General features: G+C 72.9%; 16 protein-coding genes and 1 pseudogene. 15 read left to right on the top strand and 2 right to left on the bottom strand.

The window, feature by feature from the left end:
• Positions 1 to 119: 119 nt before the first annotated feature.
• The 6 genes and pseudogenes from IF20_RS17145 to IF20_RS37825 form a co-directional block, all read left to right on the top strand.
• On the top strand, positions 120 to 1,274 hold the full coding sequence (locus IF20_RS17145) for a TadA family conjugal transfer-associated ATPase (RefSeq protein ID WP_052866417.1): 1,155 nt from the start codon (positions 120 to 122) through the stop codon (positions 1,272 to 1,274).
• Positions 1,271 to 2,263 carry a type II secretion system F family protein gene (locus tag IF20_RS17140; protein WP_052866073.1) on the top strand — a complete coding sequence of 331 codons (993 nt, stop codon included), beginning with the start codon at positions 1,271 to 1,273 and terminating at the stop codon, positions 2,261 to 2,263. Before IF20_RS17145 ends, IF20_RS17140 begins: the two co-directional genes overlap by 4 nt.
• A 241-nt stretch (positions 2,264 to 2,504) precedes the next feature.
• Positions 2,505 to 3,089, top strand: coding sequence for a type II secretion system F family protein (locus tag IF20_RS17135; protein ID WP_052866072.1), 585 nt, complete (start codon positions 2,505 to 2,507; stop codon positions 3,087 to 3,089).
• A 355-nt stretch (positions 3,090 to 3,444) separates the two neighbouring features.
• Complete coding sequence (locus IF20_RS40540; protein WP_052866416.1) at positions 3,445 to 3,678, top strand: DUF4244 domain-containing protein; 234 nt, start codon at positions 3,445 to 3,447, stop codon at positions 3,676 to 3,678.
• 55 nt (positions 3,679 to 3,733) lie between these two features.
• Entirely contained in the window at positions 3,734 to 4,060 is a 327-nt protein-coding gene (locus IF20_RS17125; RefSeq protein WP_234426721.1) for a TadE family type IV pilus minor pilin, read from the top strand.
• A gap of 76 nt (positions 4,061 to 4,136) precedes the next feature.
• Positions 4,137 to 4,349, top strand: a pseudogene (locus IF20_RS37825) (Rv3654c family TadE-like protein); the annotation flags it as partial.
• Positions 4,350 to 4,519: 170 nt separating this feature from the next.
• Here the strand turns inward: IF20_RS37825 and IF20_RS17115 are convergent.
• Positions 4,520 to 7,123, bottom strand: coding sequence for a DEAD/DEAH box helicase (locus IF20_RS17115; RefSeq protein ID WP_110944250.1), 2,604 nt, complete (start codon positions 7,121 to 7,123; stop codon positions 4,520 to 4,522).
• Positions 7,124 to 7,178: 55 nt separating this feature from the next.
• Here IF20_RS17115 and bldG point away from each other — a divergent pair, with 55 nt between their 5' ends.
• From bldG to IF20_RS17085, 6 genes are all read left to right on the top strand, one after another.
• The gene (gene bldG / locus IF20_RS17110; protein WP_052866070.1) at positions 7,179 to 7,520 is read left to right on the top strand and encodes an anti-sigma factor antagonist BldG; all 342 of its coding nucleotides are present in this window, start codon (positions 7,179 to 7,181) and stop codon (positions 7,518 to 7,520) included.
• A gap of 110 nt (positions 7,521 to 7,630) precedes the next feature.
• On the top strand, positions 7,631 to 8,086 hold the full coding sequence (locus tag IF20_RS17105; protein ID WP_052866069.1) for an ATP-binding protein: 456 nt from the start codon (positions 7,631 to 7,633) through the stop codon (positions 8,084 to 8,086).
• A gap of 1,121 nt (positions 8,087 to 9,207) precedes the next feature.
• Complete coding sequence (locus IF20_RS17100) at positions 9,208 to 11,604, top strand: sodium-translocating pyrophosphatase (RefSeq protein ID WP_052866068.1); 2,397 nt, start codon at positions 9,208 to 9,210, stop codon at positions 11,602 to 11,604.
• A 213-nt stretch (positions 11,605 to 11,817) separates the two neighbouring features.
• On the top strand, positions 11,818 to 12,390 hold the full coding sequence (locus IF20_RS17095) for a hypothetical protein (protein WP_052866067.1): 573 nt from the start codon (positions 11,818 to 11,820) through the stop codon (positions 12,388 to 12,390).
• 124 nt (positions 12,391 to 12,514) lie between these two features.
• Positions 12,515 to 14,107, top strand: coding sequence for a DUF7059 domain-containing protein (locus tag IF20_RS17090; protein ID WP_052866066.1), 1,593 nt, complete (start codon positions 12,515 to 12,517; stop codon positions 14,105 to 14,107).
• Positions 14,108 to 14,221: 114 nt separating this feature from the next.
• Positions 14,222 to 14,419 (top strand): hypothetical protein, encoded by a 198-nt coding sequence (locus tag IF20_RS17085; protein ID WP_052866065.1) that lies wholly within the window; start codon positions 14,222 to 14,224, stop codon positions 14,417 to 14,419.
• Between the two features lie 46 nt (positions 14,420 to 14,465).
• Here IF20_RS17085 and IF20_RS17080 read toward each other — a convergent pair whose 3' ends face one another.
• Positions 14,466 to 14,969, bottom strand: coding sequence for a DUF2752 domain-containing protein (locus IF20_RS17080; RefSeq protein ID WP_110944249.1), 504 nt, complete (start codon positions 14,967 to 14,969; stop codon positions 14,466 to 14,468).
• 461 nt (positions 14,970 to 15,430) lie between these two features.
• On the opposite strand from IF20_RS17080, the gene topA reads away from it, so the two are divergent.
• From topA to IF20_RS17065, 3 genes are all read left to right on the top strand, one after another.
• Positions 15,431 to 18,268: a type I DNA topoisomerase gene (topA, locus tag IF20_RS17075; protein WP_052866064.1), complete on the top strand. Its 2,838-nt coding sequence runs from the start codon at positions 15,431 to 15,433 to the stop codon at positions 18,266 to 18,268.
• An 82-nt stretch (positions 18,269 to 18,350) separates the two neighbouring features.
• On the top strand, positions 18,351 to 21,731 hold the full coding sequence (gene tmk / locus IF20_RS17070; RefSeq protein ID WP_052866063.1) for a dTMP kinase: 3,381 nt from the start codon (positions 18,351 to 18,353) through the stop codon (positions 21,729 to 21,731).
• 267 nt (positions 21,732 to 21,998) lie between these two features.
• Positions 21,999 to 23,234, top strand: a complete 1,236-nt coding sequence (locus IF20_RS17065) for a DNA polymerase III subunit delta' (protein WP_052866062.1) — start codon at positions 21,999 to 22,001, stop codon at positions 23,232 to 23,234.
• Positions 23,235 to 23,303 lie beyond the last annotated feature (69 nt).

The following is a 23,303-nucleotide window of genomic DNA, read 5'->3' as shown; positions in this document are numbered from 1 at the left end:
CCCCGGCCGGCAACACGGCATGCTCCGCAGCCCTTTCCCACGCCCGTGCAGCATCGAAGGCCGACACCGGCGAAGCTGCGCAGGACCGGGCCGCAGGCGGCGGCACGGCACGGCCACTCCTGGACGCGGTACGCCTGCGGCTCGCCAGGGCCGGTGCCGAGCCGACGCCCGCCCGCGTGGCCGTGGCGTTGCGCGCGGAGGGGCGGTTGCTGGGGGACGCCGAGGTGCTGGGTGTCGTGACGGCGCTGCGCTCGGAAATGATCGGCAGCGGCCCTCTGGAGCCGTTGCTCGCCGCACCGGACGTGACGGACGTACTGGTCACCGCGCCCGATGAGGTCTGGGTGGATCGTGGCGGCGGACTCCGCCGCGCCGACGTGCGCTTTCCCGACGCCGCGGCCGTCCGCAGGCTCGCCCAGCGTCTGGCGGCGGTGGCGGGCAGGCGACTGGATGACGCGCACCCGTGGGTGGACGCGCGGCTGCCCGACGGAACGCGACTGCACGCCGTACTCCCACCGGTGGCCGTCGGCTCGACCTGCCTCTCGCTCCGCGTACTGCGCCCCAAGGCGTTCACGCTGGACGAGCTGGCCGCGGCGGGCACGGTGCCGCCCGGTGGCGACCGACTGCTCCGCTCGATCCTCGCCGCCCGACTCTCCTTCCTGATCAGCGGCGGCACCGGCAGCGGCAAGACCACGCTGCTCAGCGCCCTGCTGGGCCTGGTGGGCGAGGAGGAGCGGATCGTGCTCGCCGAGGACTCCGCCGAGCTGCGGCCCGACCATCCGCACGTCGTACGGCTGGAGACCCGCCCGGCCAACCAGGAAGGCGCAGGGCTGGTCACCCTGCGGGACCTGGTGCGTCAGGCGCTGCGCATGCGACCGGACCGGCTGGTCGTCGGTGAGGTCCGCGGCCCGGAGGTCACCGACCTGCTGGCCGCGCTCAACACCGGCCACGAGGGTGGCTGCGGCACCGTGCACGCCAACGCCGCCGCCGACGTACCGACCCGTCTGGAGGCGCTCGGCTCGACTGCCGGGCTGGATCGGGCGGCCCTGCACAGCCAGTTGGCCGCCGCGCTGTCCGTCGTGCTCCACCTCGTACGCGACCGTGCGGGCCGGCGCCGCATCGCCGAGATCCACGTCCTCGACCGGGCCCCTTCCGGCCTGGTCACCACCACACCCGCCGCGCTCTGGCACCCGGCCGGCTTCCGGCGCGCCGAAGGCTGGCCCCGCCTGACCGAACTCTGCGACCGGGGCCGCGCGATGGACGGGGAAGCGCCATGACCGCGCAGCTCGCGCAGGACGCGATGACACCGGTGTGCGCGGCGCTGCTGTGCGCGGGGGCAGGTCTCTGGACGGTCGCCGGCCGGAACGACTCCGTACGCCGCGCCCGCCTGTTGCTGGCGGGCGGCCAGGCCTCCGCTCTCGGGCACGCCGTACGGCGACCGGGTGCCGGACGCCGGCCGCGCCCCGGCCGGCTCCAGGCGTACGGCGAACGTACGGCTCTGAGGGCCCGGTCCTGGGCAGCCCGACTGGCACGTCTGGGCCATGCCCTGTGGTGCCTGCCGCTCGGCGCCGGACTCGGACTCCTGGGCCAGTCGTTGCTGCCGCCGGCCCTCGGGGTGCTGGCCGTGCCGATCGCCCACCGTCGGCTGTGCGGTCGCGCGGCCCAGCGGGAGCGCGACCGGCGCCGGGACCACGTGATCGTGCTCTGTGCCGCAGCCGCCGCCGAATTGCGCTCGGGACGCCAACCGGGGCAGGCCCTCTTGCTCGCCGGTACGGAGGCGGCGCGGGACACGGGCCCGAGCGGTGCGGGTCCGGGCGGGCTGGGAGAACCGGGAGCTGCGGTGCTGGCTGCGGCGCGGTACGGCGGTGACGTGCCGGCTGCCCTGCGGGAGGCGGCGCGCCTACCGGGCGCAGAGGGGCTGACCGGTGTGGCGGCCTGCTGGCAGGTCGCGGTCGAGGGCGGCGTGGGGCTCGCAGCCGGCATCGACCGCGTTACGACTGGCCTGCGGGCGCAGCGACATCAACAAGCCGACCTCTCGGCGCAATTGGCGGGAGCGAGAACGACTGCCCTGATGCTCGCCCTCCTCCCGGCGTTCGGGCTGCTGATGGGCAGCGCGTTGGGAGCGGACCCCATCCGCGTTCTTCTGCACACGCCGGTCGGCTGGGGCCTTCTGGCGGTCGGCGGGCTGCTGGAGTGGGCCGGGATTCTCTGGACGATCCGTATCGTCCGTGCGGCCGAAGGGCGGCGAGCCGATGGGGGCCGTTGAAGTTATCCACAGCCTGGGGACGGTTTTCCCGCTGACGACTACCGTGCTCTGTACGGCGATCTGCACGACCTCGGTCATGCGGCAGGCCGCCCACGCACGAACTGCACGGCGGCGCGCGATCCGTATCTTCTCAGCCGCCAACACGGCAGGCGCCCTCTCGACCAGGTGCGGAGCGCCTCGCGGTGGACCGGAGAGCCGGGCCCGCGACGAGCGGCGGACCGCAGCCGTACGGGAGGGGACCGTGTTCGTCGTCGCGGCCGTTACCGGATTCGTCCTGGTCGGCGGCGTCGTGGGAGCCGCAGCGGGAGCCGGGGCCGCGTACGCCACCCGACGCCGACGGCGCCAGGTGCGTGTCCGATCCGCCGCCCGTGCGGAGGAGGCAGCCGTACGCGAGCAACTGGCCACGGCAGCCGACCTGCTGGCCGGTTGCTTGGCGGCGGGGGCGAGTCCCGCCGAAGCGGCGGCCGCGGTGGGCGAGTCCCTGGGCGGCCCGGTCGGCGAGCGTCTGCGGCACACGGCGGCGGAACTTCGCCTCGGAGGCGAAGGGGAAGCCAGTTGGGGGCGGTTCGCCGAGCTCCCCGGCGCACGGGAGTTGGGACGCTGTCTGGCGCGCGCGGACATATCCGGTGCGCCGGCCGTCGAGTCGGTCGCACGTATCGCGGCGGACCTGCGGTCCGAGTGGGGCCGCGCGGCGACCGAGGCGGCGCGCAAGGCAGGGGTGCTGGTCACCCTGCCGTTGGCGGTCTGCTTCCTGCCGGCCTTCCTGACGCTCGGGGTGGCCCCGGTACTCGTCGGGCTGGCCCAGGGACTACTGCCCCGGGTGTGACACCCGACCGGCACGCATGGAACACCCATCACCACACATCAACAGGCATGACCTACAGGGGGATCTCATGACGACCACAGCACGTATGCCGTCCGGAGCGACGACAGAGGGAGCAGGAAGCGACGCGAGGAACGGAGCGACGAAGGAGGCGACGAACGAAGCAACGAGCCAAGCAACGAACGGAGCACTGAAGGAGGCAACGAGCGAAGCATCGAAAGGGGCAACGAGCGGAGCGACGGTGGGGCCGGTGTGGACGGCGGCGGCCGTGGCGGGCGGCCACGGCTCGGTGATGGTGACGGGAGGCCCTCCTGGGTGGGCCGCATGGGCCGTCGCTCGCCTCGACTTCGGCAGGGTGATGCGGCGGCTGGAGAGGAGGCGCCGAGCGGCGAGGTACGGGAGCAGGTGGGGCAGCCAGTGGCGGCTTGCGCTGCGGAAGCGCGCGGACCGCGGGATGACGACGGCCGAGTACGCCATGGGCACGTTGGCGGCCTGTGCGTTCGCCGCGGTGCTGTTCAAGGTCGTGACGAGTGGGTCGGTCAGCTCGGCCCTGAGCTCATTGATCGGCAGGGCGCTTCATGCGCCGGTCTGACACGACCGTCTCCGCGCGGGCAGCCGTGTCGGCGAGGACGACGTCGGACCGGGGGATGGTGACGGCCGAGACGGCGGCGGTGATCCCGACCTTGGTGCTGCTCGTGGCGATGCTCCTGTGGGGACTGATGGCGGCGTGCGCGCAGATCCAGTGCGTGGACGCCGCCCGTGCCGGGGCCCGGGCGGCGGCGCGTTCGGAGGCCGAGGGCAGCACGCTGGCGGCCGTCCGGGCGATCGCCCCGCAGGGAGCGCGGGTGGCGTTCGAAAGGGAGGGCGACCTGGTCCGCGTACGGGTCGCGGCTGCGGCTCCGGCGATGGGGCCGCTGAACATGACGCTCAGAGGGGAGGCGGTGGCTCTTGCTGAGGAGACGGTGGGGCGGTGAGCGGCGCTGGAGCGGTGGGTCGCGACGACGGACGGGAGACGAAGGGGCGGCGACGGTCTGCGCGGCGGTGGGTGCGATGGCCCTGTGTGTGGTGTTCGCCGTGGTGCTGGCCCTCGGACAGGCGGCGATCGCCCGTCACAGGGCGGGCGCGGCGGCTGACCTGGCGGCGCTCGCCGCAGCGGGGCGGAGCCTGTACGGGGAGACCGAGGCGTGCGACGCGGCCCGTCGGGTGGCCTCGGCGCAGCACGCGAGGCTGGTGCGGTGCTCGGTACGGGCGGAGATCGCCGACGTGTCGGCGGAGTCCCGCGCGGGACCGTTCACCCCGCGGATCCGCTCCCGAGCGGGCCCGTCGGACACGCCCCTCAACCCGGTCACACCGGCGAGCCTCATAGGCCCGGCGGGGTCAGCGGTCCCCGAACCCGGCGGGACCAGCGGCTCCCGGGCCACCTCGCCGGCCGCTCACCCCTTCTTCTCCTCCTCCGTCTTGAGCGGATGGGTGGTGTCGGGCATCTCCCCGTCCGTCCCGGTCGAAGCGGTCGAGCCGGTCGAAGCGATCGAGCCGGTCGAGGCGGCCGGACCGGTGCGGTGGGGTTCATGCGGCGCCTTCTCCGCTCCTCGGAGGAGTTCTGTCAGCAGGCGGATGGCGCCGCGTTTGTGCAGGGGTTCGTTGCCGTTGCCGCACTTGGGGGACTGGATGCATGAGGGGCAGCCGGCGTCGCACTCGCAGGAGGCGATGGCCTTACGGGTGGCGGCGAGCCAGTCGGCGGCGGTGTGGAAGGCGCGTTCCGCGAAGCCCGCGCCGCCCGGGTGGCCGTCGTAGACGAAGACCGTCGGAAGGAGGGTGTCCGGGTGCAGCGGCACGGAGACGCCGCCGATGTCCCAGCGGTCGCAGGTGGCGAAGAGCGGAAGGATGCCGATGGAAGCGTGTTCGGCGGCGTGCAGGGCGCCGCCCAGCTGTTCCGGATTGACCCGGGCCGCATCGAGCTGGTCCTCGGTCATGGTCCACCACACGGCGCGGGTGCGCAGCGTGCGCGGCGGGAGGTCGAGCTTGGTCTCGCCGAGCACCTCTCCGGTAATCAGTTTGCGGCGCAGGTAGGAGACGACCTGATGGGTGACCTCGACGGAGCCGAAGCACAGGCGCGCGTCGTCCCACGGCACCTCGATGTCGGTCTCCAGGACGGAGATGGCGGTGGTGTCGCGGGCGACCGTGGAATAGGGCGGTGTGGCCTCCTCGACCAGGGCGACGCTGTCCTCCAGGTCCAGGTGCTCGACCACGTACGTACGGCCCTGGTGCAGGTGGACGGCGCCCTCGTGGACGGTGGAGTGCGAGGCGGCCTCGTCGACCGTCCCCAGGAGCCGGCCCGTGGCGGCCTCCACGACCTGGACGGGGGAGCCGCCCTGGCCGCGGATGTCGGTGAGGTCCGCGGCGCGTTCGCGGCGGGTCCAGTACCAGGACTTCCCGCGGCGGCGCAGCAGCCGGCGGCGTTCCAGGCCCGCGAGGACGTCCGGGGTCTCCGGGCCGAAGAGGGCCAGGTCCTCGGGGCCGAGCGGTATCTCGGCGGCGGCGGCGCACAGGTGGGGCCAGAGCACGTACGGGTTGTCGGGGTCGAGGACGGTGGACTCGACCGGCCGGTCGAAGAGGGCTTCGGGATGGTGGACGAGGTAGGTGTCCAGGGGATCGTCGCGGGCGACGAGCACGGCGAGCGCGCCCTGCCCCGCCCGCCCGGCCCGGCCCGCCTGCTGCCACAGGGAGGCGCGGGTGCCGGGATAGCCGGCGATCAGGACGGCGTCCAGGCCGGAGACGTCGATGCCCAGTTCGAGTGCCGTCGTGGCGGCCAGGCCGAGCAGGTCGCCGGTGTGCAGGGCACGCTCCAGGGCGCGGCGCTCTTCGGGGAGATAGCCGCCCCGGTACGCCGCGACCCGGCCGGGGAGGGACCGGCCCGCGGCGTCCGGCGCCGACGACGCGATCTCGGCCAGCCGCTCCTGGGCGATGAGGGCGATCAGCTCGGCGCCGCGCCGGGAGCGTACGAAGGCGACGCTGCGTACGCCCTGCACGGCGAGGTCGGTGAGGAGGTCGGCGGTCTCGGCGGTGGCGGTGCGGCGTACGGGGGCGCCCTGCTCGCCGTGCAGGTCGGTCAGCGGCGGCTCCCAGAGCGCGAAGACGACCTCGCCGCGCGGCGAGGTGTCCTCGGTGATCTGCACGACCGGCGTGCCGATGAGCCGCCCGGCCGACTCGGCAGGCTCGGCGGAGGTGGCGGAGGCCAGCAGGAAGACCGGCTCGGCGCCGTACCGGGCGCAGATCCGGCGCAGCCGGCGTATGACCTGGGCGACATGCGACCCGAAAACACCGCGGTAGGTGTGGCACTCGTCGATGACCACGTAGCGCAGCGCGCGCAGGAAGGAGGACCAGCGGGGGTGGGCCGGGAGGATGCCGCGGTGCAGCATGTCGGGGTTGGTGAGGACGTAGTTGGCGTACTGGCGCACCCATTCGCGTTCTTCGACCGGCGTGTCGCCGTCGTACACGGCCGGGCGGATCGCGGTGCCCAGCGGGGCGGCCAGATCGCGGACGGCACGCCGTTGGTCGGCCGCGAGTGCCTTGGTCGGAGCGAGGTACAGGGCGGTGGCGCCCCGGCCGTTCGGCGCCTCCGAACCGTCCAGCAGCCCGGACAACACGGGAGCGAGGTACGCCAGCGATTTTCCGGAGGCGGTGCCGGTGGCGACGATGACGGATTCACCCTGCAACGCGTGTTCGGCCACGCGGGCTTGGTGCTTCCAGGGGCGCTCGATGCCCGCGGTACGGATGGCGTCGATCACTTCCGTACGGATAGATGCGGGCCAGTCGGCATGGCTGCCGATCCGCGGGGGCAAGTGCTCCGTATGAGTGATGCGCGTAGCGCGGATCTCTCCCCTGGCGAGACGGTCGAGGACCATGCCCGGGGAGGGGCGTGCACCCGCATCCGGCGGAGGTTGATTGGAGGCCATCGGCACCGAGTGTGTCACCGGTGTGACGGACAATGCTCTTAAGGCGTCGTGCGCGCCTGCTGGTAAGTGATTGAATGCCATCGCGGCTGCCGATCCATGGGGGGCGACCGCTCGATAGCAAGGTGCTGGAGGATCCGTGGACCTGTCCCTGTCGACCCGTACCGTTGGCGACCGTACGGTCGTCGACGTCGGTGGCGAGATTGATGTATACACCGCGCCCAAGCTGCGGGAGCAGCTGGTCGAGCTCGTGAATGACGGCAGCTACCACCTCGTGGTGGACATGGAGCGCGTCGACTTCCTCGACTCCACCGGGCTCGGCGTTCTGGTGGGTGGCCTGAAGCGGGTGCGTGCCCACGAGGGCTCGCTGCGCCTGGTCTGCAACCAGGAGCGCATTCTCAAGATCTTCCGTATTACCGGACTGACGAAGGTGTTCCCGATTCACACCTCGGTCGACGAGGCCGTCTCGGCCACCGACTGACAGCTGTCCGGTGCCCCGTGCCGCGTGCGCGGGGGCAGGAAGCAGTGGGGGGTACCGGGCGACGCGTCCGGCCCCCTGCCTAGCACGCCCGCATACCGAGGGGGATGGCAATGGCCACCGTCGAACTTCGTTTCAGCGCCCTTCCCGAGCACGTTCGGACCGCGCGTCTGGTCGCGGCCGCCGTGGCACGACGGGCCGGGGTGGACGAGGCGGTGCTCGACGAGGTGCGCCTCGCCGTCGGTGAGGCGTGCAGTCGCGCCGTGGGTCTGCACCGCAACAACGATCTCGCCGCACCGATCACGGTGATGCTGATCGAGGACGAGAAGAAGTTCTCCATCGAGGTCGGCGACGAGGTGCCGGGATCGGCCGCCGGTTCCGTACCGGGCGTGCGCGCGGCGGACGGCGAGCCGGACGGCGTGGAGTCCGTGGCGGGCGACGAGATCGAGGACGAGATGGGCCTCGCCGTCATCAGCGGTCTGGTCGACGACGTCGAGGTGTCCTCCAGCGAGACCGGCGGCGTCATCCGGATGAGCTGGCCGACGGTCCCGGACCCGGTCCTGCCGTAGCGGCCTGGGGGGCCGCGGCCGGCGACGACCGGGGCCCGGCTCGTTCCTACCTTGCGGGCCCGCCCGGGCCCGGCTGTTTACCCGTGGCGTGCGACCCGCCGGAGCCAACCCGTTCGGACCCGGCCCGCCCCTCCTCGCGCCATCGCGCCCTGGACTGCCCATCACCGCCGCAGCCCCGCTGTACGCCGTCACTGCCGTACGCCGCCATGTGCCGTCATCGCCGCACGCTGTTCCCGCCGTTGGCCCGCGCCCCGCTGGCCCGCGCCCCGCGCCCCCGCTGGTCCGCAGCCGCGCCGGCTTACAGGCCCGCAGGCCGCAGTCGCGCTGGCCCGCTGGCCCGAAACAGCCCCGCGAGCCCGTAGCCGCGCTGGCCCGCGGACCTCCCCTCCCGGCCCCCAACGGCCCGGTTCCAGCCTTTCCCAAACCTTGAGCCCCGAGCCCTAAACCTCAAGCCCCGTGCCCGGAGCCCCGAACCCCAAGTCCCAAGCCCCGAGCCCGGCCCCCCCAGCCCCGAACCCCGAGCCGCCCCGGCCTCAACCCGCCCCGGCCCCAGCCATTCCCAGGCCCGCGGCTCTCTGGCCCTCCCAGGCCCTCCCCGGCCCTCTCCGGCCCTCCCCGGCCCTCCCTGGGGCCCCCAAGTGTCCCCGCGGGGCCGCCTCGCCGGCCGGGTGTCGCCTCCTACCGGTGCCGTACCGGTCCCACGCCGTGCAGCGGTGCCGGTCGCCGAGGGCAGGTGTACCGGTCGGCTTACGCCTACGCCTACGTGTTCGTACGCGTACGCACACGCGGGACGCCCCGTCGGCGCCGGGCGCCGGAGCGGAGTGTGCGGCTCCGCGTCGCGCGCCGTGCGGCCTGTGCGAAAAGGATCTCCCGCTCGCCTCTGAGCAGCGGCGTTCAATAGGACAGCGAGATCATCCGCACGCGGTCAGCGAATTTGCCGCATTCCGCCTTCCGGGCTAATTCTCGGAGCGATCACCTATTGATCTTCGCGGCTGCAGGCGAATTCCCTTTGACGCGTACTGTTTTGATCTAGTGCGGCTCCCTACAATCCGTCCACATCTTTGCTCAGGACGCCTGAGCGTGCATTCGCGCGCCCATGTGCCAAACGTCAAGGAGGACGAATGGCGGGGCCTTACACCCCTCAGATGCTCGACACCCCCACATACCTGGCCGAGCCATCGCTGACGAGCGGCAACCGCGGCATCGTGCTGGTGATCGCCGTCGTGGCCCTGGCGGCGCTCGCCGTCGCGGCCGTACTGGTACGGCAAGTGCTCGCGGCCGGCGAGGGCACCGACAGTATGAAGAAGATCGCCGCTGCCGTGCAGGAAGGCGCCAATGCCTATCTCGCACGGCAGTTGCGCACCCTCGGCGTATTCGCCGTCGTGGTGTTCTTCCTGCTCATGCTGTTGCCCGCGGACACGTGGACACAGCGCATCGGGCGCAGCGTGTTCTTCTTGATCGGCGCGGGATTCTCCGCGGCCACCGGCTATATCGGCATGTGGCTCGCCGTGCGCAGCAATGTGCGAGTGGCCGCGGCGGCCCGCGAAGCCACCCCGGCCGAAGGGGACACGGCGCCCCGTGATCTGACGGCCGTTTCGCACAAGGCGATGAAGATCGCATTCCGTACGGGCGGGGTCGTCGGCATGTTCACGGTGGGCCTCGGCCTGCTGGGCGCGTCCTGCGTCGTCCTCGTGTACGCGGTCGACGCCCCGAAGGTGCTGGAGGGCTTCGGCCTCGGCGCCGCGCTGATCGCCATGTTCATGCGAGTCGGCGGCGGCATCTTCACCAAGGCCGCGGACGTCGGAGCCGACCTCGTCGGCAAGGTCGAGCAGGGCATCCCCGAGGATGACCCGCGCAACGCCGCGACCATCGCGGACAACGTGGGCGACAACGTCGGCGACTGCGCCGGCATGGCGGCCGACCTCTTCGAGTCGTACGCCGTCACCCTGGTCGCCGCGCTGATCCTCGGCATGGCCGCCTTCGGTGACTCGGGTCTCGCCTTCCCGCTGCTCGTCCCGGCCATCGGGGTGGTCACGGCGATGATCGGCATCTTCGTCGTCGCGCCCCGGCGCTCCGACCGCAGCGGTATGACCGCCATCAACCGCGGCTTCTTCATCTCCGCCGCGATCTCGCTGGTACTGGTGGCCATCGCGGCCTTCACGTACCTGCCGTCCACCTACGCGGGCCTGGCCGGCGTCACCGACGACTCGATCACCGGCCGGTCGGGCGACCCGCGCGTGCTGGCCCTGGTCGCGGTCGCCATCGGCATCGTGCTCGCCGCGCTCATCCAGCAGCTGACCGGCTACTTCACCGAGACCAGCCGGCGCCCCGTACGGGACATCGGCAAGACCTCGCTGACCGGCCCCGCGACCGTCGTGCTGTCGGGCATCTCCATCGGTCTGGAGTCGGCGGTCTACTCGGCCGTGCTGATCGGTCTGGCCGTGTACGGCGCGTACCTGCTGGGTGGCGCGTCCATCATGCTGGCGCTGTTCGCGGTCGCGCTCGCCGGTACGGGCCTGCTGACCACCGTAGGCGTCATCGTCGCCATGGACACCTTCGGGCCGGTCTCCGACAACGCCCAGGGCATCGCCGAGATGTCCGGCGACGTCGAGGGCGACGGCGCGCAGGTGCTCACCGACCTGGACGCCGTGGGCAACACCACCAAGGCCATCACCAAGGGCATCGCCATCGCGACGGCGGTGCTCGCGGCGGCCGCGCTGTTCGGCTCGTACCGCGATGCCATCGCCACGGCCGTACGGGACGTGGGCGATGCGGCGCAGGGCATGGGCCTGAGCCTGGACATCTCCCAGCCCAACAACCTGGTCGGGCTGGTCCTGGGTGCCGCGGTGGTCTTCCTCTTCTCCGGACTGGCCATCAATGCCGTGTCCCGCTCGGCGGGTTCGGTGGTCTTCGAGGTGCGCCGGCAGTTCCGGGAGAAGCCCGGGATCATGGACTACACCGAGAAGCCCGAGTACGGGCGGGTCGTCGACATCTGCACGAAGGACGCGCTCCGCGAGCTGGCCACCCCCGGCCTGCTGGCGGTGCTCACGCCCATCGCGGTGGGCTTCTCGCTCGGCGTCGGCGCGCTCGGTTCCTTCCTGGCGGGTGCGATCGGCACCGGCACCCTGATGGCGGTGTTCCTCGCCAACTCCGGTGGTGCCTGGGACAACGCCAAGAAGCTGGTCGAGGACGGCCATCACGGCGGCAAGGGCAGCGAGGCGCACGCGGCCACCGTCATCGGTGACACCGTGGGCGACCCCTTCAAGGACACCGCGGGCCCGGCCATCAACCCGCTGCTGAAGGTGATGAACCTGGTCGCGCTGCTCATCGCGCCGGCCGTGGTCAAGTTCAGCTACGGCGCCGACGCGAACATGGGCGTACGGGTCACGGCCGCGGTCGTCGCGCTGCTCATCATCGTGGGCGCGGTGTACCTCTCCAAGCGCCGCGGCATCGCCGTGGGTGACGAAGACAACTCCGGCAAGGTCGCTCAGACGGCCGACCCGGCGGTCGTTTCCTGACGGACGGCTGCACAACCCCTCAACGGGCGGGTGGCCGAGGCGTTTTGTGTGCCTCGGCCACCCGCCCGTACGTATGCCGGAAGCGAGAGGTATCGGTCACCGTCCCTTGGTGCAAATGGCTTCAATGCGGGTCGTACGGGATGCTCGTCTCATGGTCAAAGCCTGTTGGGCGTGTATGTTCCGGGGCCGAGAGCCATGGAAGGGACCAATCCGGTGAACAAGAAGCTTGTGGCTGCACTGTCCGGCGGTGCGGCACTGGTGCTCGCGCTGACCGGCTGCAGCGACGACGGCGACAAGAAGCTCAATGACTGGGCCAAGCGTTTCTGCGATCCGGCGCAGGCTCAGTTCAAGCAGATCCAGGACGCCAACGCGTCGATGCAGACAGCGGACGACGGCACGACCGACTCCAAGAAGGTCCAGCAGACCGATTCCCAGGCGTTCCAGAAGATCTCGGACGCCTACGGCTCGCTGGCCACGGCGCTGAACAAGGCGGGCGCCCCGCCGGTCGACGGCGGCGACGCGGACCAGAAGAAGGCGGTCAAGGAGCTGAAGGGGCTCTCCTCGGGCTACGCCGACCTCAAGAAGCAGGTCGACGGTCTGGACACCAAGGACAAGCAGAAGTTCGCCGATGGGCTGCGCTCGCTGTCGGACGGCATCAACAAGCTCAACAAGAAGAGCGAGGCCGCCTTCAAGAAGCTGGAGTCCGGCGACGTCGGCAAGGCGATGTCCGGTCAGAAGGGCTGCCAGACGCAGAAGGCGTCGACCTCGTCCCAGAAGGGCTCCTGAGCGGAAACGGACGGTCCGCGCGGTCGGCGGCCCGGCCCTCCTGACGCTTCGTCCGTACGGACCGGCCGGGCCGTCGCCGTCGTGCCGGTGGTTCGCCACCGACGCTTGCCCTGACAATGGGGGCGTGAGTACGCACCTCCCCGTCGCAGACGACCGAGACCCCCAGTCCGCCGCCCGCACCGCCCGGCTGCGGGAGGCGCTGCTGGCCGCCGGCTTCACCGCCGACGGCCTGCTGGAGCTGCTCGGTGCCACCGCCTACGCCGCGCTGGCCCGCAGCGAGACCGTGCCGGCCCTGCGCGCCACCAGAGGCGAGGGCCGGCTGACGGCTCTCGTGCGGCTCTTCCTGCTCCAGCAGCCGGTACCGGCCGCCCGCGCGGGCGACGCGCTGCCCCTGGACGACTGCCTCGCCGACGGCTGGCTCGTCCGGGACGGCGACGACGTACGCGCGACCGTGGACGTACGCCCGTACGGCGGCCCCGAGGGCCAGGACTGGTGGATCGTGTCCGACCTGGGCTGCGCGGTCGGCGGCGCGGGCGGCATCGGCCGTGGCCCGGCCGACGTGGACCGCGCCGAGCTGGTGCTCGGGGTGGGCGGCGCGTCCACCACCCTCGCCGGGCTCATGCTGCGCCCCCAGGCCGGTGCGCCGGCCGCGGGACCGCACTTCGACTCCGTCCTCGACCTCGGTACGGGCTCCGGCGTGCAGGCGCTGCACGCCGCCGAGTACGCCACCCGCGTCACCGCCACGGACCTCAACCCACGGGCGCTGCGCATGGCGGCCCTCACCCTGGCGCTCTCCGGCGCGCAGCCCGCGGACCTTCGAGAGGGCTCGCTGTTCGAGCCCGTGGGGGAGGAGACGTACGACCTGATCGTCTCGAACCCGCCCTTCGTGATCTCCCCGGGCGCCCGCCTCACGTACCGCGACGGCGGCATGGGCGGCGACGACCTGTGCCGCACACTCGTGCAGCAGGCGGCCGGCCATCTGAACGACGGCGGGTACTGCCAGCTGCTCGCCAACTGGCAGCACGTCGAGGGGGAGGACTGGAAGGACCGCGTGCGCTCGTGGGTGCCGCGCGGCTGCGACGCCTGGATCGTGCAGCGCGAGGTGCAGGACGTCACGCAGTACGCCGAACTGTGGCTGCGGGACGCCGGCGACCACCGAGCGGGCCCCGAGGAGTACGCCGCGCGGTACGAGGCGTGGCTGGACGAGTTCGAGGCGCGCAAGACCAAGGCGGTCGGCTTCGGGTGGATCACGCTGCGCAAGTCCGGCGCCGACGAGCCCGCGATCACGATCGAGGAGTGGCCGCACCCGGTCGAGCAGCCGCTCGGCCCCGCCGTCCTCGGCCACTTCGCGCGCCAGGACTTCCTGCGGGCCACGGACGACGCGGCGCTGCTGGCCGGGCGGTTCAAGCTCGCCCCCGAGGTCGTGCAGGAGCAGGTCGGGCTGCCGGGCGCGGAGGACCCGGAGCATGTGGTGCTCCGTCAGAACCGGGGCATGCGAAGGGCCACGAAGGTCGACACGGTCGGCGCGGGCTTCGCCGGGGTCTGCGACGGCTCGCTGCCGGCCGGGCGCATCCTGGACGCGATCGCGCAGCTGGTCGGCGAGGACCCGGTGATGCTGCGGGACCGCACGCCGGAGGCGATCCGGATGCTGGTCGAACAGGGCTTCCTGGAGCCGGTCGGCGGCCCGGCGGAGGACGGCGACGCGGCAGAGGGCTGACGGGCGCGTCCGGGCGGGCTCCCGACAGCCTCGGAGGAGCCCGCACGAGGGGTGGATCGCGCGTGTTCACCCGGCGTTCGCCGGGGGGACGCGCGGGAGTGCCAGGCTGCGGCCATGGAAAGTGGACCCGCGCTGTTCTCCGGTGTCGCCTTTGCGCTGTTCGGCGGCGGACTGCTGCTGTGGCTGGTGGCGCGTGCCAGCCTCCACGCGCCGGTCGCGCTCGGCGTCAGCCGGCCGCTCGCGGTGACCATGACCGCGCTCTTCGGCACGCTGTTTCTGACAGCGGGCTGCTGGCTGCTGGCCGTCGCCTGACACCCCAGGGGCCCGGCGGCCCCGGGTTCGCTCCGCGGGGCCCGGGTCAGCCCGCCACGTTCCGTACGACGCCCCATACAAGTGCAGTGGCGAGAATCGCGGCGAGCGTGCGTGGCGTGGGCCGGACACGGTAGCGCCGCCCCCGCAGCCCTTCGTAGAGCAGCCGCCCGCCCACGTAGGCGGCGAGCGGCACCCCGAGGACGAGCAGCGCCGCGTTGTCGTGGAACGCCGCGGGCAGGTCGCCGTGCAGCAGGTCGTACGCCATGCGGGTGCCGCCGCACGCCGGGCAGAGCAGCCCGGTCATGGCGTTGAAGGGGCAGCGCGGCAGTGCCTGCCCCGGCCGGTGCGGGTTCGTGTGCCACAGGTAGGCGGCGGCCGCGGCAGTGAGACCGGTCACCACCACAGCTGTGCGCAGCGTCGTACGCCGCACTCGTGTCGCGTCGGCCGCCGCCCCCGAAGCGGCGTACGGCGACGCGCCCGAGGCGGGCGGGGAGATCGGGGCCGCCGCGTCCGTCGCCGCACCGGTGCGGCCGTCGTGCTCCTCGGCCATGGCCGGTGCCCCCCGAAGACGTATATCTGTGTGACCCGCCACCATCCTGCCAGCCGCCCCGGGAGGGGCTCCGCGACCCCGGCCGGCGACCGGTCCCCGGGGCGGAACGGAGCCGCAAACGGAATATGCCTCGGGCCCCTTCCGTTGCTGTTCGGGCGGGACGGGCGGAGCCGGATCCGGAGTATCCCCTTCCGTGGCGACGAGGGCCGCGCGTGCGCTTCCGCGGCCCCTTCCGCGGTTCCCGAGCGGCCGGTGATCACGCAGCGTGCCGCGGGCGGCGGAGCGCGGTCCGGGCGGCACGAAGGGCTGGACTCGGGTTACCGTTCGAGTGGCGTTGTGGGCTTTTTCCGTTTGACACGGGGGCGGGATGTACCGTCACACTCCGCAGCGTCACCGCAGAGTCGCCCTCGGGAGTTCCGTCCCGAGGTACCCCCCAGCGTCGACCGGAGAGAAGAGCGAAGTTGTCCCCGACCAGCGACACCGCACAAGGCGGCGGCCGCCGACTCGTCATCGTCGAGTCGCCTGCCAAGGCGAAGACGATCAAGGGCTACCTCGGCCCTGGATACGTCGTCGAAGCGAGCGTCGGGCACATCCGTGACCTTCCGAACGGCGCGGCCGAGGTCCCGGCGAAGTACAAGGGCGAGTCCTGGGCGCGCCTCGGCGTGAACGTCGACGCCGATTTCCAGCCGATCTATGTCGTGAACAGCGACAAGAAGGACCAGGTCAAGAAGCTCAAGGAGCTGCTGGCCGAGTCCGACGAACTCTTCCTCGCCACCGATGAGGACCGCGAGGGCGAGGCCATCGCCTGGCACCTGCAGGAGATCCTCAAGCCCAAGGTCCCCGTCCACCGCATGGTCTTCCACGAGATCACCAAGGACGCCATCCGGGACGCCGTGGCGAACCCGCGCGAGCTGAACAAGAAGCTCGTCGACGCCCAGGAGACCCGCCGCATCCTCGACCGCCTCTACGGCTACGAGGTCTCGCCGGTCCTGTGGAAGAAGGTCATGCCGCGGCTGTCGGCCGGCCGCGTGCAGTCCGTGGCCACCCGCCTCGTCGTCGAGCGGGAGCGCGAGCGCATCGCCTTCCGCTCCGCCGAGTACTGGGACCTGACCGGCACCTTCGCCACAGGGCGCGAGGGCGACGTGTCCGACCCGGGCACCTTCGGCGCCCGCCTGACCACGGTCGACGGCCGCCGCGTTGCCCAGGGCCGCGACTTCGGTGCCGACGGCCGCCTGAAGAGCGACCAGGTGCTGCACCTGGACGAGGCGAACGCCCGCGCGCTGGCCGCGGCGCTGGAGGACACGCGGTTCTCCGTCCGCTCGGTCGAGTCCAAGCCGTACCGCCGCTCCCCGTACGCGCCGTTCCGTACGACGACGCTGCAGCAGGAGGCCAGCCGCAAGCTGGGCTTCGGTGCGAAGTCGACGATGCAGGTGGCCCAGAAGCTGTACGAGAACGGCTTCATCACCTACATGCGTACGGACTCCACGACGCTGTCGGACACCGCCGTCGCGGCGGCCCGGACGCAGGTCACGCAGCTCTACGGCGCCGACTACCTCCCCGAGAAGCCGCGCTCCTACGCGGGCAAGGTGAAGAACGCGCAGGAGGCGCACGAGGCGATCCGCCCCTCCGGCGACCGCTTCCGCACGCCCGCCGAGACCGGCCTGACCGGCGATCAGTTCAAGCTGTACGAGCTGATCTGGAAGCGCACCGTCGCCTCCCAGATGAAGGACGCCACCGGCAACAGCGTCACCGTCAAGCTCGGCGGCACGGCGAGCGACGGCCGGGACGCCGAGTTCAGCGCGTCCGGCAAGACCATCACCTTCCACGGCTTCCTCAAGGCGTACGTCGAGGGCGCCGACGACCCGAACGCCGAGCTGGACGACCGCGAGCGCCGGCTGCCGCAGGTCACCGAGGGCGACCCGCTGACCGCCCGCGAGATGTCCGTCGACGGCCACGCCACCAAGCCGCCGGCCCGCTACACCGAGGCCACGCTGGTCAAGGAGCTGGAGGAGCGGGAGATCGGCCGCCCGTCGACGTACGCGTCGATCATCGGCACCATCCTGGACCGCGGTTACGTCTTCAAGAAGGGCACGGCCCTGGTGCCGTCCTTCTTGTCCTTCGCCGTGGTCAACCTCCTGGAGAAGCACTTCGGCCGGCTCGTCGACTACGACTTCACCGCCAAGATGGAGGACGACCTCGACCGCATCGCACGCGGCGAGGCCCAGTCCGTGCCGTGGCTGCGCCGCTTCTACTTCGGCGAGGGCGAGGCCGAGGGCGCCGCCTCCGAGGCGGGCAACGGCGACGGCGACCACCTCGGCGGCCTCAAGGAGCTCGTCACGGACCTGGGCGCGATCGACGCCCGCGAAGTCTCCTCCTTCCCGGTCGGCGACGGCATCGTGCTCCGGGTGGGTCGCTACGGCCCCTACGTGGAGCGCGGCGAGAAGGACACCGACAACCACCAGCGCGCCGACGTGCCGGACGACCTGGCGCCCGACGAGCTGACCGTGGAGTACGCGGAGGAGCTGCTGGCCAAGCCCAGCGGCGACTTCGAGCTGGGCACGGACCCGGAGTCCGGCCACCAGATCGTGGCCAAGGACGGCCGGTACGGCCCGTACGTCACGGAGATCCTGCCCGAGGGCACCCCGAAGACCGGCAAGAACGCCGTCAAGCCGCGCACGGCCTCGCTCTTCAAGTCGATGTCCCTGGACACCGTGACGCTCGCGGACGCGCTGAAGCTGATGTCGCTGCCGCGGGTGGTCGGCCAGGACGCCGAGGGCGTGGACATCACCGCGCAGAACGGCCGCTACGGCCCGTACCTGAAGAAGGGCACGGACTCGCGCTCCCTGGAGAGCGAGGAGCAGCTCTTCACCATCACGGTCGACGAGGCGCTGGAGATCTACTCCAAGCCCAAGCAGCGCGGCCGGGCCGCGGCCAAGCCGCCGCTGAAGGAGCTGGGCACCGACCCGGTCAGCGAGAAGCCCGTGGTGGTCAAGGACGGCCGCTTCGGCCCGTACGTCACCGACGGCGAGACCAACGCGACGCTGCGGCGGGACGACGACGTCGAGTCGATCACGCCCGAGCGCGGGTACGAACTGCTCGCCGAGAAGCGCGCCAAGGGCCCGGCCAAGAAGACGGCCGCCAAGAAGACGGCAGCGAAGAAGACGGCCGCCAAGAAGGCGCCGGCGAAGAAGACCGCGGCCAAGAAGACGGCCGCGAAGAAGACGACGGCGAAGAAGACGACGGCGAAGAAGACCGCCGCCAAGAAGACGGCGGCGAAGTCGGCGGCGTCCGACGACTGACGGGAGGGTCGGCCCGTCCGGGGGCCGATCTTCTGTTCGGGCGGGGACCCGGTGTGTCACCGGGTCCCGCTAGGCTGGCGGAATGACGCGTACCGAGCAGCCAACGGTCGTGACCCCCACATCCGGCGCCCTCGCCGCGGACTCCCGCGAGCGCGCCGTGCGAGCCCTGCTGCGCTTCCCTCCCCTCAAACGGCTGTGGAGCGCCCAGTTCGTCGGCGGCATCGGTGATGCCCTCGGCGTGCTGGTCCTGGTCCTGCTCGCGCTTCAAGCGGCGGTCTTCACCCCCCACGGAGGCGCCGCGGCCTTCGGCGGCGGATACCGGGGCGCGGCCTTCGCGGTCGCCGCCGTCTTCGGTGCCCGGTTGCTGTCGACGCTGCTCTTCGGTGCCGTGCTGCTCGGCCCGCTCTCCGCGCTGACCGCTCCCGAAGGCCCCTTGGACCGTCGCTGGACGATGATCGCCGCGGACGGCGTGCGGGCCCTGCTGCTGATCATCGCCCCCCTGTGGATCGACTGGCTCCCGGACAACGCCCTGGCCTGCGTGCTGATCACGGCCTTCGTGACCGGCGTCGCCGAGCGCTTCTGGACGGTGTGCCGGGAGAGCGCGGCCCCCGCGCTGCTGCCCGCGCCGCCCGCCGAGGGCGACGCCGTGAGACCGCAGCCGGACCACCACGACGCGCTGCGCCGGCTCTTCCTGCGCACCGGCTTCGTGTCGCTGCCCATCGCCGCCGCCGGCCTGCTGCTCGTCACCCTCCTCGGCAACGCCCTGGGCGCGGGCATCGCGTGGTTCCACACCCACCAGGCGGCCCTCGGCTCGTACGTGGCCGCCGGCCTGTTCGCCGCGTCCGTCTCGATCCTGTACTTCCTCGCGTTCCCCGGCTCCCGTACGCCGCGTCCGCGCTCGCCCCTTGAGGGCCTGCGCCGGCCCAAGAGCGGCACGGGCGTCGACAAGGGGCGTACGGGCGCCATCCCGCTCCTCGTGCTGGCCTGCGCGGCGGTCGCCGCCGCGATCGCCGCCGCCGTCGCGCTCAGCGTCCTGCACGTACGCGACCTCGGGGGCGGCCCGGTCGGCTTCGCCCTCTTCGTGCTGGCCCTCAGCGGCGGCCCGGTCCTCGGCATCCGCGGCGCCGGCAAGATCCTGCCCGGCTTCTCGCGCCGCCGGCTGCTCGCCCTCGCCGTCGCCGTCACCGGCCTCGCGCTGCTGGCCATGGGCCTGGTCCCCGACCCGACCACGGTCCTGCTGCTGGCCCTGCTCGCCGGCGTGAGCGCCGGCGTCGCGGCCAACACCGGGCACGTCCTGCTCGACCAGGAGGCCGAGGAGTTCCGGACCTCCCGTACGACCGAGCACCTGCACGCCGTCGTGCGGCTCGCCGTCGCCCCCGCCGCGATCGTCGGCCCGCTGCTGGCCGCCGCCATCGGCCCGCACCACCTCGGTACCGGCTCGTTCGTCTTCGCGCACGGCGGCGCCGCGTTCACGCTGATGCTCGTCGGCGCGCTGCTGCTGCCGGTCGCCGCGTGGGTGCTCGGCAAGACCGACGACCGGCAGGGCGTACCGCTCCGCCGCGACCTGCGCGAGGCGCTGCGCGGCGGCGACCCGGCTGAGGCCCCGGCCGCGACCGGCTTCTTCATCGCCCTGGAGGGCGGCGACGGGGCCGGCAAGTCCACCCAGGTCGAGGCGCTCGCCGACTGGATAAGGGCCAAGGGCCACGAGGTCGTGGTGACCCGGGAGCCGGGCGCCACCGCCATCGGCAAGCGGCTGCGCTCGATCATCCTGGACGTGTCCACCTCCGGCCTGTCGGACCGGGCCGAGGCCCTGATGTTCGCCGCGGACCGCGCCGAGCACGTGAACAGCGTGATCCGGCCCGCCCTGGAGCGCGGCGCCGTCGTCATCACCGACCGGTACATCGACTCCTCGGTGGCGTACCAGGGCGCGGGCCGCAACCTCGCCCCCACCGAGATCGCCCGCATCTCCCGCTGGGCCACCGACGGCCTCGTCCCGCACCTCACGGTCCTGCTGGATGTCTCCCCGGAGACCGCGCGCGAGCGCTTCACGGAGGCGCCGGACCGGCTGGAGTCCGAGCCCGCCGAGTTCCACGAGCGGGTGCGCAACGGCTTCCTCGCCCTCGCCGCCGCCGACCCGGCGCGCTACCTGGTCGTGAACGCCGGCCAGGAGCCCGAGGCCGTCACCACCGTCGTACGGCACCGCCTGGACCAGGTGCTGCCGCTCTCCGAGACCGAGGTCGAGGCCCAGGCCGAGGCCCGCAAGGCCGCCGAGGAGGCGGCCCGCAAGAAGGCCGAGGAAGAGGCGGCGCGCAAGGCCGAGGAGGAGCGGCAGGAGCGCGAGCGCCAGGAGCAGCTGGCCCGGCTGCGCGCCGAGGAGGAGGAGCGCAAGCGCCGCGAGATCGAGGCGGCCAAGGCGCGCGAGGCGGCGCGGCAGGCGGAGGAGGCCCGGCAGCGTGCCGAGGAGGCCCGCCGCCAGGCCGAGGAGGAGCGCAAGCGCCGGGAGGCCGAGGAGGCCGCGCGCAAGGCCGAGCAGGAGCGGCTGCGCCGCCAGCACGAGGAGGAGAAGCGGCTCCGCCAGGAGGCCGAGGAGCGTCGCCTGGAGAAGCAGCGCAAGGCGGAGGAGGCGCTGCTCCGCACCGAGCAGGCGCGGCTCGCCGCGGCCTCGGCCGCCGAGGGCGTGCACGACGCCGACGCGCCGACGACCGAGACGCCGGTCATCAGCATGCGCAAGGAGCCGCAGGCGGACACGCGGGGTACCGCTTCGGACGCGGCGGAGACCGTGCCCGGCGGGACGCCGCGGGTGGAGATGCGCAAGGAGGCGGCGCCCGGCTTCGGCAACGCGCCCCGTTCCGGCGCGGACGCCGCGGACGCCGCGGACGCCGCGGACCGGGACGACCGGACCGGCTTCGACTCCGAAGAGACCGCGGTGCTGCCGCAGCCCGAGGCGGCCGCGGACGACGACGGGTCCGGTGACGGCCGGCGGGCGCCCACCGCGGGCGCCGGCGCGGCCGACGAGACGGCCGTCCTGCCGTCCGTACGGCCCGAGGACGCCGACCGGAGCCGCGCGGCCGACGAGACCGCCGTTCTGCCGCCCGTGCGTTCCGAGGGCCCGGAGGACCGGGTGCCGTCGTGGATGTTCCGCCCGGACGAGGGCGGTACGCGGCGGCCCGCGGGCGAGTCGAGCGTCGAGCGCACGGCCGAGTTGCCGCAGATCGACCCGGCGACCGGCCTGCCGACCCACGGCCGGCCCGCCGGTCAGTCGCCGTACGAGTCGTACGCGCCGCAGCAGCCGCACCCTCAGTACGAGCAGCAGCAGCCGCGGCCGGCCGGCCGCCGACGCCCGGAGTGGGCCGAGGAGACCCCGCTGGACGACCTCCCGACCCTCGCGGACGAACTGCTCGGCCCGCGCGACACGGAAGAGACGGAAGAGAAGGAGCAGCGCGGCCACTGGGGCCGCCGCTGACCTGCCCTGTTTCCGGGCCCCGGCCCCTGGCGCGTACGGCGTGCCGGGGGCCGGGGCTTTTCCGGTCGGCTTTCCGGAACCTCCGGCGGGCTCCTTCGGCCGGGGTTGTCCACAGGCGGTCCGGGATGTCGGTCCCGTCCACCACAATGGAAGGCGACGGGCCACCCGGGGCGGCGGCGCGACATCCGTACACGTACGTGACCGCCATCGGCGGCGGCACGGCGGGCGACGGTGCACGGCAGACACGGACAGGACGGCGGAGCGGCAATGGCGGTGTGGGACGACCTGGTGGGCCAGGAGCGGGTGACGGATCAGCTCGCCGCCGCGGCGCGCGACGCGGACGCCCTGGTCACGGTCGAGGAGGCGGGGCGCGCTGCGGTGTCCGAGTCCGCGCCGGCCTCCATGAGCGCGTCCAGGATGACGCACGCCTGGCTCTTCACCGGGCCGCCCGGCTCCGGCCGGTCCACCGCGGCGCGTGCCTTCGCGGCCGCGCTGCAGTGCGTGAGTCCCGACCGCGCCCTCGGCGGCGCCCCCGGCTGCGGCTTCTGCGACGGCTGCCACACCGCGATGGTCGGGACGCACGCCGACGTCGAGGTGGTCCGTACGGACCTGCTGTCCATCGGCGTGAAGGAGACCCGCGACCTGGTCCGCCGGGCCTCCATGTCGCCGGCCGGCGGCCGCTGGCAGGTGATCGTCCTGGAGGACGCCGACCGCCTCACCGAGGGCGCGGGCAACGTCCTCCTGAAGGCCGTCGAGGAGCCCGCGCCGCGCACGGTCTGGCTGCTCTGCGCGCCGTCCATCGAGGACGTGCTGCCCACCATCCGCTCGCGCTGCCGCCTGCTGACGCTGCGGACGCCCGCCACGTCGGCCGTGGCCGACATGCTGGTGCGGCGGGACGGCATCGAGCCGGCCGCCGCCGGTGCCGCGGCGCGCGCCACCCAGGGGCACATCGGCCGGGCCCGCCGGCTGGCGACGGACGAGCGGGCCCGCGCCCGCCGCGCCGCCGTCCTCAAGCTGCCGCTCCGGATCGACGACATCGGCGGCTGCCTCAGGTCCGCGCAGGAGCTGATCGACGCGGCGGGGGAGGACGCCAAGCAGGTCGCCGAGGAGGTCGACGCCAAGGAGACCGAGGAGCTGCGGGCCGCGCTGGGCGCCGCTGCCGGGACGGGCGGCCGGCTGCCGCGCGGTACGGCGGGCGTGATGAAGGACCTGCAGGACAAGCAGAAGCGGCGCTCCACGCGTACCCAGCGCGACAGCCTGGACCTCGCCCTCAGCGATCTGACGGGCTTCTACCGCGACGTCCTGGCGCTCCAGCTCGGCAGCGCCGTCGAGCTGGCCAACGAGGACGTACGGGACAGCGTCCAGCGCATCGCCACCGGCTCCACCGCCGAGCGCACCCTGCGCCGCATAGAAGCGGTCCTCGCCTGCCGCCGGGCCCTGGACCGCAACGTGGCACCGCTCCTGGCCGTCGAAGCCATGACAGCCGCCCTCCGAGCGAGTTGAGCGTCCGCACGCGCAGGGGTCGGCCGTGGCGCACGTACGGGCTCCCGGCCGGCCACCCCGTGCCCCGTC

Source organism: Streptomyces niger (assembly GCF_000718305.1).
GTDB classification, from domain to species: domain Bacteria; phylum Actinomycetota; class Actinomycetes; order Streptomycetales; family Streptomycetaceae; genus Streptomyces; species Streptomyces niger.
This window is presented reverse-complemented; position numbering and strand designations above follow the sequence as displayed.

Excerpts from the sequence above, each read along its gene's own strand:
- IF20_RS17140 (WP_052866073.1), top strand. The coding sequence starts at position 1,271 with ATGACCGCGCAGCTCGCGCAGGACGCGATGACACCGGTGTGCGCGGCG.
- IF20_RS40540 (WP_052866416.1), top strand. The coding sequence starts at position 3,445 with ATGCGGCGGCTGGAGAGGAGGCGCCGAGCGGCGAGGTACGGGAGCAGG.
- IF20_RS17125 (WP_234426721.1), top strand. The coding sequence starts at position 3,734 with ATGGTGACGGCCGAGACGGCGGCGGTGATCCCGACCTTGGTGCTGCTC.
- IF20_RS17115 (WP_110944250.1), bottom strand. The coding sequence starts at position 7,123 with ATGGCATTCAATCACTTACCAGCAGGCGCGCACGACGCCTTAAGAGCA.
- IF20_RS17105 (WP_052866069.1), top strand. The coding sequence starts at position 7,631 with ATGGCCACCGTCGAACTTCGTTTCAGCGCCCTTCCCGAGCACGTTCGG.
- IF20_RS17100 (WP_052866068.1), top strand. The coding sequence starts at position 9,208 with ATGGCGGGGCCTTACACCCCTCAGATGCTCGACACCCCCACATACCTG.
- IF20_RS17085 (WP_052866065.1), top strand. The coding sequence starts at position 14,222 with ATGGAAAGTGGACCCGCGCTGTTCTCCGGTGTCGCCTTTGCGCTGTTC.
- IF20_RS17080 (WP_110944249.1), bottom strand. The coding sequence starts at position 14,969 with ATGGCCGAGGAGCACGACGGCCGCACCGGTGCGGCGACGGACGCGGCG.
- tmk (WP_052866063.1), top strand. The coding sequence starts at position 18,351 with ATGACGCGTACCGAGCAGCCAACGGTCGTGACCCCCACATCCGGCGCC.
- IF20_RS17065 (WP_052866062.1), top strand. The coding sequence starts at position 21,999 with ATGGCGGTGTGGGACGACCTGGTGGGCCAGGAGCGGGTGACGGATCAG.